The organism is Rhizobium sp. PEPV16, from assembly GCF_008919455.1.
Taxonomy (GTDB): Bacteria; Pseudomonadota; Alphaproteobacteria; order Rhizobiales; family Rhizobiaceae; genus Rhizobium; species Rhizobium leguminosarum_Q.
Window position 1 is genome coordinate 348,159 of record NZ_VSZV01000356.1, and the last position, 6,427, is coordinate 354,585.

The window sequence follows — 6,427 nt, forward strand, 5'->3', positions numbered from 1 at the left end:
ATGGCGCACTGGCTCTATAAATCCGAACCCGCTTCCTGGTCCTGGGAGCAGCAGAAGGCTGCCGGCGAAAAGGGCACGGAATGGACCGGTGTCCGCAACTATCTGGCGCGCAACAACATGCGGGCGATGCAGATCGGCGACAAAGGCTTCTTCTATCATTCCAATGACGGGCTGGAGATCGTCGGCATCGTCGAAGTCTGCGCCCTGTCGCATCCCGATTCTTCCGCCAAGGGCGATCCGAAGTGGGATTGCGTCGATATCCGCGCCGTCATGGACGTGCCGAAGCCGGTGACGCTGAAGGATGTCAAGGCGAGCGAGAAGCTCGCCAAGATGGCGCTCGTCACCTCGATGCGGCTTTCGGTGCAGCCGGTGACCGAGGAAGAATATCTCGAAGTCTGCCGGATGGGCGGATTGGACAATCCGCCGCGTTGAAGACCGATCCGCAAGCCTTCATCCGCGCCAATACCAGCCTGATGCCGCCGCCGCATGTGCCGGAGATTTCTCTCCATCTGGCGAGCGAGGCGCATGAGCTCTGGCTGAAGACGGAGGAGGAACTGGAAGCAATCGGCCTGCCGCCGCCCTTTTGGGCTTTTGCCTGGGCAGGCGGGCAGGGACTGGCGCGCTACGTTCTCGATCATCCGGAAACGGTGCGCGGCAAGCGCGTGCTCGATTTCGCCAGCGGTTCCGGCCTTGTCGGCATTGCGGCGATGATCGCCGGTGCCCGGGAAGTCACGGCCGCCGATATCGATCCCTGGGCGGAGACAGCAGTCCGGCTGAATGCCGCAGCCAATCGCGTTTCACTCGGATTTACCGGCGCCGATCTGATCGGGCAGGCCGTCGACGCGGATATCGTGCTTGCCGGTGACGTCTTCTACGACCGTGCTTTCGCCGACGCGCTCGTTCCCTGGTTCGCCAAGCTGGCAGCCGACGGCAAGCGGGTTCTGGTCGGAGACCCCGGACGCAGTTATTTGCCGCGGGATCGGCTGGAATTCTGCGCGGTTTATCAGGTGCCGGTAACGCGGGCGCTGGAGGACAGCGAAATCAAGAAGACGACGGTGTGGAGATTCGCTTCCTAGATCGGATCGACATTCGGGACTCGATCATTCGCGATCACCGGACACTTCCCAAGCAAGGCAAGGCATGCTGTGGGATCGGCCGGAAGGCGACCGGCGTGAGCCCGCATTATATTGAATTCTAACATGTTACCCTCTTTGTCATTGTAATGACCAAGAGTATGTGCGGCGTCCCTCAGGGGTTCAATCGGTAAAGCAACGTCTTCGATCAGGAAGCGTTATGTTGCTATATCAGATCGTTATGCTGCGCCGCTTGTCACCGCAACTGTCCCAAATTAACCCATTAATTAGCATTCACTTGCATGCGCGGACTGCGATGCTACCGTCGCCCACATCGTGGGGGATCGCGTATGACAATTGAAGAGCTGATCGATCTGCAGGAAGCGGGCTCAAGGGCGCGGGTGCTCGGCCTGAAGGCTCACGAAAACCCATACCTCGCCGCCCATAGGATCCCTACTGGTGATACCAGCGCCCTCGGCGATTGGCTTGCGCGTCACGACGCGTGGAAGTTCGGTTGGGAAGCGGAGGACGCTAGCCGCGAAGATAGAATTGCTGCGCACTTCAAGGAGCTGATCTCGACTGCCAAACACCGTGCGCTCGATGCCTAACGTTATTGATGGTGGTTTGTTAGAGCGGTTCAGCTTTTAACGGAAGCGCAGAACCGCTCTATCCTTTTGTTTTTACGCATTCCGGACGGAAAACCGCTTCGCACTTTTCCTGGAATTGGTCTAGCGACAAGTTCGGTTTTCTTGCCCCGTCACGGCGAAGGATCGGCACCTCTTTCACCATCAGATTGCCAGCGTTCAGGCCTTTTCGAAGAGCGGCGAGATCACCATTTCCGGCACCAGCACCAGGCCCTTGTCGGTTATCCGGATTTCCGGGATGACCGATAGCGGGATAAGGTTGAAGCCCATATAGGCGATGGTGCAGCCTGCCTTTTCCCATTCGAGCTTCAGGGCCTTTACCTCGTCGGCGACCTGGTGCACGCGCTTGTCGGACAAAAGCCCGGCGATCGGCAGTGGCACCATGGCCGTCACCTTGCCGTCCATCACGACACAGACGCCACCCTGCTTTTCTTCGATCGCGTCGAGCGCCACCTGCATGTCCGCGGCATTGGTGCCGGCGACGATGATATTGTGGCTGTCGTGGCCGACCGAGGATGCGACCGCGCCTTGTCTGAGGCCGAAGCCGTTGAGCAGCCCGTGGGCGACATTGCCGGCAGACTTGCCGTGACGCTCCACCACCGTCACGAAGCAGAGATCGTGCTTGTCGAAATGCGCCTGCCAGTCATTGGCCGGTTCCAGCGTGACGGTGACATGGCCGAGGGTAATGCCAGGCAGCTCGGTCCTGATCGTATGAGCGACGACCGTCTCCGTCGGCAGGTCCGGTGTCAGCTTGAGATTTTTTGGCAGCTTGACGGTGTGGTAGGCGGCATCCGGATAGCGGTACGGTTTCGACAGGGCTTCGTCGAGGATCGGCGTGATCTTCTTGCTGTCGACGACGAGCTCGCCGCCATACCAGGTGCTGACCGGCGTGAGGTCGTCGCTGAGAAGCACCAGGTCGGCGCGGCGCCCGCCGCCCAGACCGCCGATTTCGCCTTCCATGCCGAACCGCGTCGCGCCGTGCAGCGAACCCATCGCCCAGGCCTGTTCCGGCCTCATGCCGTATTTCACGGCTTCGCGCGTTACCCAGTCCAGGCCGAAGGCGAGCAGATCTTCGGCATCCCGGTCGTCGGTGCAGACGGCGACGCGCTTGTGGGAGGCGCCGAGCTCAGTGATCGTCTTGATCGCCTGCGGCAGCGAATGCCAGGGTGTCGTCGGCGGGCCGCCGCGCAGGAAGATCCACACGCCGGCTTCCAGCAGGTCGTCGGCGATGTCGCGGTCGATAGCTTCATGCGTGTCGGTAACGCCGGATGCGGCGTAGGCGGCAACGAACTCTCGTCCGTAGACATGGCCCGACACCTGCCTGCCGCGCCCGAGTGCTGCAGCCAGGATCGCATGGCTGCGCTCGTCGCCCATCGCAACGGGGACAAAATCCATTTTCTCACCGAGAGCCACGGCTTCCGGCCACTTGTCGAACAGGGTGGCGATCTTGTCCGGCGTCAGGTCACCGCCGGCTGTTTCCAGATCCGGCGTCGTCGCCGGCACGGTGCTCGGCACGGTCAGGAAGATCGACAGCGGCGCCTGCCGTGCATCCTCGAGCATGGCCTCGACGCCGGCGACGTCCATGACATTGCCGATCTCGTGGCTGTCGCAGAAGATCGTCGTCGTGCCGTTGAGGAGCGCCGCTTCCGCATAGGCGCAGGCCGTCACCATCGAGGATTCGATATGGATATGCGGATCGACCAGGCCCGGGGCGATGATGCCGCCCCTGGCGTCGTAGAACTTGGCGCTCCCGCCTCTGTAGCTGCCGGCCGGCTTCACGGCCGCAATGCGGCCCCCCGAAATCCAGACTTCGCGTCCGTCGAGAAAGCGCTCCGAATAGGTGGACAAGACGCGTGCGCCCTGGATGACCAGGTCAGGTTCGCGACGAGCGGAGGCGACATCCGCAAGACGGCGAGTCATGGTCGAGAGCGGCTGAACGGAGAAGCGGGTAAGCGTGCTCATGTAAACCTCATTTCCAAGGCTCGGGGGAGGACTGGCGAGATTGTAGGGAACGCCGTCGGGGGAAGGAAGCACGAATAGTTGTTGTCTCTGGCGCAGGGCGACAGGCGCGTTCCGATCATTCGCGATCGCCCGGACCAGAAGACGTCAGCCGGCGATCAAAGCGGCTTCATACACCATCGTCGCGGCGGCAAGATCAGCCAATGCGGTTCCGACGGCCTTGTAGAGAGTGATCTCATCGTTGGACGTCCGCTGGAACATTCCGGCGACACAGCTCGTCAAGTGTCGCATGCACCGCATCTGTAGAAATGACGCCGGCCCTGATCGGCTGAACCAGATCGCCTGCTTCGTGAAGGGCTTCGTGGGTGTCGATATAGACCGAGGAACGCCGAAGCGCCTCGTCGCCGCTGCGCGGCGTACCAGCTTTTCAACCGGCATCGGCCGCCCTTTGGACACGTCGTTGCGATCGGAATGCGGAGCATTGAACACCGCTCAGCCAAATGCCGCTTTCTTCTCCAGAAATCTGGCGTATTGCGTCAGCGGATAGCACAGGGCGAAGAAGATCACTGCGACGAGACCGTAGACTTTGAAAGGTTCGAAGGTCGCGTTGTTGATGGCGTTCGCGGTTTTCAGCAGTTCGTCGAAGCCGAGGATCGAGGCCAGTGCGGTGCTCTTGATCAACTGGACCAAGAACCCGACCGTCGGCGCGCGAGTGATCCGGAAAGCCTGCGGCAGGATGATAAGGCGAAGTTCCTGGAGACGATGCAAGCCCAGGCTGGCTGCGGCGTCCCATTGCCCGCGCGGCACCGCCTCGACGCCGCTCCGCCAGATTTCGGCAAGATAAGCGCTGGCGTAGAACGTCAGGCCGCAAACGGCGGCGGTCCATGACTCGATCCGGAAGCCGATCATCGGCAGGCCGAAGAACATCAAAAACAGCTGCATCAGGAGCGGCGTTCCCTGAAACAGGGCAATGTAGCCGGACGCGAAGCTGCGCGGCCAACGCGTTTTCGATATCCGCGCAGAAAGGATCGCCAGGCCAACGATGGCGCCGCCGGCAAAAGCTGCGAGCGAAAGCAGCAGGGTCCAGCGTGTCGCGAAGACAAGATTGCGCAGAATGTCCCAGAAGGTGAACTCAATCATGCCAGACCGGCTCCCAGAAAACGGCGTTTTCCGGCGAAAAGAAGCCGGCGAAGTGCGGCGGACATCGAGAGGTAGATCAACGTCGCCACCAGATAGGTCTCGAAGGAGCGGAAGGTGCGCGACTGAAGCAGATCGGCCTCCTGCGCCAGCTCGCGGACAGATATTTGCGAAACCACCGCCGATTCCAGCATCATGATGATGATCTGGCTCGTCAGCGCCGGAAAAATGATGGCGATCGCCTGCGGCAGGATGATCTTGAAGAACACCAGCCGAGGCCTGAGGCCGAGCGCCTGCGCCGCCTCCTTCTGGCCTCTCGGTATGGCATCGAGCCCGGCCCCGACCACCTCGATCGTGTAGGCCGCCATGTTGAGGGTCATGGCAAGGACGGCGGCAGTGATCGGATCGAGGCGAATGCCGAGACTAGGCAAGCCAAAGAAGATGAAGAACAGTTGCACCAGGAATGGCGTGTTGCGCATGATTTCCACATAGAGGCCGACGACCTTGCGCAACCATGGATAGGGTCCCCGGCGCGCGGCTGCGCCGAGGACGCTGAGAACGATCCCGAGGACCGATGTGGAGACCGTCAGTGCAAGCGTCGTGCCTGCGCCATAAGCCAGAGCTCCCATTCCGTCCCAAAGCCAATTGAAATCGAGGCTGTATCTCATCGCTTGTCCTTTGGAGCCGGATGATCCGGGCCGGGTCGGCCCGAAATCCCGATCCGCCTCTCAACCAAAGAATTGAAGCATGATGCCACCGCAATCGCTTGCAGTTTTCGGCATCATGCTCTGGTGAGTGGGAGGCCGCCCTCGTCAGTCCTTCAAGTTTTCAGGATTGAGCGGCGCTTTCAGCCAGTTCTTCGAGCTCGCGTCGAGCGAACCATCGGCGATCATTGCGGCGACGCTGTCGTTGACAGCCTTCTTCAGGCCTTCCTCGCCCTTGCGGAGCGCGATGTGCGAGGGGGAGCTGAGGAGCTGGAACTTCTGCTCCGGCTTCAGCTCGTCCTGTCGTGCCAGAACCTGCGCACCGACATCGTTGCCGACGACCATCAACTGGGTCTGGCCGGATATGAAGGCCTGGATGACCGAATTATAGTTCTCGAAACGCTGGATCGCAGCCGAGCCGGGGGCGACGGCCGTCAGCGACGTGTCTTCGAGCGTCCCACGATTGACGGCAACGCTCTTGTCGGCGAGGTCTTCCTTGCCGCTCACCTTCAGCGCAGCCGGACCGATGACGGCGATATAGTAGGGGGCGTACGGGGCGGCAAAATCGATAACCTCGGCGCGCTCCTTCGAATAGCCGACGCTCATCAGCAGGTCGACGCGGTCGTCGTTCAGGTAGGCGATCCTGTTCTGGCCGGTAACGCTGACGAGATTGAGTTTCACGCCGAGCCCGTCGGCGATCTTCTGGGCGACGTCGACGTCATAGCCCTTGATGCTCATATCGGCGCTTGCCGAAGAGAAGGGCGGGAAATCGGAGAAGATGCCGATGTTGATCTCGCCTGCGGCTTTGATATCGGCAAGTTCGTCGGCCTGCGCGGCCCCTGCCAGGATGCCGAATACGGCAATTGCCGCGGTGGCGGTGTAGCGCAATTTCATAAGAGCAGTCATGTCG

Annotated in this window: 8 protein-coding genes; 3 read left to right on the forward strand and 5 right to left on the reverse strand. The window is 61.1% G+C overall.

The window, feature by feature from the left end; translation table 11 throughout:
* The 3 genes from FY112_RS36095 (at nt 1) to FY112_RS36105 (ending at nt 1,681) form a co-directional block, all read left to right on the forward strand.
* On the forward strand, nt 1-432 hold the full coding sequence (locus FY112_RS36095; protein WP_003543603.1) for an EVE domain-containing protein: 432 nt from the start codon (nt 1-3) through the stop codon (nt 430-432).
* Nucleotides 429-1,076, forward strand: coding sequence for a methyltransferase (locus FY112_RS36100; protein WP_151520460.1), 648 nt, complete (start codon nt 429-431; stop codon nt 1,074-1,076). The genes FY112_RS36095 and FY112_RS36100 overlap by 4 nt, the downstream gene beginning before the upstream one ends.
* Before the next feature lie 347 nt (nt 1,077-1,423).
* Nucleotides 1,424-1,681, forward strand: coding sequence for a CrpP-related protein (locus FY112_RS36105; RefSeq protein WP_151520461.1), 258 nt, complete (start codon nt 1,424-1,426; stop codon nt 1,679-1,681).
* A gap of 195 nt (nt 1,682-1,876) precedes the next feature.
* Here FY112_RS36105 and FY112_RS36110 read toward each other — a convergent pair whose 3' ends face one another.
* From FY112_RS36110 to FY112_RS36130, 5 genes are all read right to left on the reverse strand, one after another.
* On the reverse strand, nt 1,877-3,679 hold the full coding sequence (locus tag FY112_RS36110; protein ID WP_151520462.1) for an adenine deaminase C-terminal domain-containing protein: 1,803 nt from the start codon (nt 3,677-3,679) through the stop codon (nt 1,877-1,879).
* A gap of 144 nt (nt 3,680-3,823) precedes the next feature.
* Nucleotides 3,824-4,114 carry a hypothetical protein gene (locus FY112_RS36115; RefSeq protein ID WP_348642779.1) on the reverse strand — a complete coding sequence of 97 codons (291 nt, stop codon included), beginning with the start codon at nt 4,112-4,114 and terminating at the stop codon, nt 3,824-3,826.
* Between the two features lie 54 nt (nt 4,115-4,168).
* Complete coding sequence (locus tag FY112_RS36120) at nt 4,169-4,816, reverse strand: amino acid ABC transporter permease (RefSeq protein WP_151520463.1); 648 nt, start codon at nt 4,814-4,816, stop codon at nt 4,169-4,171.
* The gene (locus FY112_RS36125) at nt 4,813-5,481 is read right to left on the reverse strand and encodes an amino acid ABC transporter permease (RefSeq protein WP_017962397.1); all 669 of its coding nucleotides are present in this window, start codon (nt 5,479-5,481) and stop codon (nt 4,813-4,815) included. Before FY112_RS36125 ends, FY112_RS36120 begins: the two co-directional genes overlap by 4 nt.
* Nucleotides 5,482-5,625: 144 nt before the next feature.
* Complete coding sequence (locus FY112_RS36130) at nt 5,626-6,423, reverse strand: transporter substrate-binding domain-containing protein (protein ID WP_094087218.1); 798 nt, start codon at nt 6,421-6,423, stop codon at nt 5,626-5,628.
* Nucleotides 6,424-6,427 lie beyond the last annotated feature (4 nt).